2 protein-coding genes are annotated in these 1,390 nt (G+C 68.6%); both read right to left on the bottom strand.

The features are described from left to right. The coding region (locus tag AC1D00_RS41110) for an aspartate/glutamate racemase family protein (protein ID WP_477014643.1) at positions 1–270 on the bottom strand (270 nt) is incomplete at its 3' end. Between the two features lie 12 nt (positions 271–282). Beyond that, a partial coding sequence (locus tag AC1D00_RS41115; protein ID WP_477014644.1) for a methyl-accepting chemotaxis protein occupies positions 283–1,390 on the bottom strand: 1,108 nt, incomplete at its 5' end.

Here is a 1,390-nt window from a genome sequence, read left to right on the forward strand (position 1 = left end):
GGCAAGGCCCGGATCGCCGAACGCCGCGACGATGATGCCGTCCGAGGAAGCTTGATGCGCCCGCGCGATCTCCTCGACCTCGGGGGCGGCCGCCTCCAGCGCCTCCGCCGACACGATCATCGACGGCGCGCGCGTTGCCGTGGCGCCGACGATGTCGAAACCGGTCGCGGCGGCCGACTTCGCGATGGCGACCATCATCGCCGTAGTCGCCTCAAGACTGTTCGGATTGATCAGGAGGATGCGCGCGAGCCGATCGGAGTTTTGGTCCATCCTGCCGATATACTAGGCCGCCCGCACGCCGGCAACGAAGGCGCTGACCTCGTCCTCCAGCGATTGCAGTTTCTGCGTCAGACGGCCGCTCGATTGCAGCACGAGGCCGGCGGCCTGGCCGGTCTCGGCGGTCGCATCGGTCACGCCGGAGATGTTTTGCGAGACCTGGTCGGTCCCGGAGGCCGCCTCCTGCACGCTGTGCGCGATCGCCTGCGTCGCCGCGCCCTGCTCCTCGACGGCGGCTGCGATCGACGAGGAGATCTCGTTGACCTCCATGATGGTGGCGCGGATGCTCTCGATATTTCCGACGACCTGGTTGGTCTCGGCCTGGATCGCGGTGATCTGCGCACCGATCTCGTCGGTCGCCTTCGCGGTCTGGCTCGCCAGCGACTTCACCTCGCTCGCGACCACCGCAAAGCCCCTGCCGGCCTCGCCCGCGCGCGCCGCCTCGATGGTGGCGTTGAGCGCGAGCAGGTTGGTCTGCGAGGCGATCTGGTTGATGAGGTCGATGACCTCGCCGATCTTGTGCGCGGCGGCGGCAAGCCCCTGCACGGTGTCGTTGGTGCGCTGACCGTCGGCGGCCGCCTTGTCGGCGACCGTCGCGGCCTGCGCGACACGCTGGCTGATCTCGCTGATCGAGGACGACAGCTGGCCGGCGGCGGAGGCCACCGTCTGCACATTGCTCGAGGCTTGCTGGCAGGCGGTGGCGACGAAGCTCGCGCGATCGGTCGCCTTGTTCGCGGTCTCCGACATGCCCTGCGCGGCCTGCTGCATCGCGCGCGCCTCGTCGAACACGTCGCGGACCACGGCCTGGACGCTCGCCTCGAATTTCCCGGCGAGATCGGCCATCGTCTTGCGCTTCTCGCCGTCGGCCCGCTGCTTCGCCTCCTGCTGTTCGGTATGCATCCGGCCCACGGCCGACGCATTGTCCTTGAACACGGCCAGCGCCTTGGCGAGCCCGCCGACTTCGTCGCGGCGATCGGTATAGGGCACGTCGAACGCACTGTCGCCGGCAGCGAGGCGCTCGGTCAGCGCGGTAATGCTTGCCAGCGGCTTCGTGACACTGCGGCCGATCACGAAGGAAGCACCGAGCACCAGCACGAGCACGGCAAGACAGACC

The organism is Bradyrhizobium sp. P2_E8 (assembly GCF_056403875.1).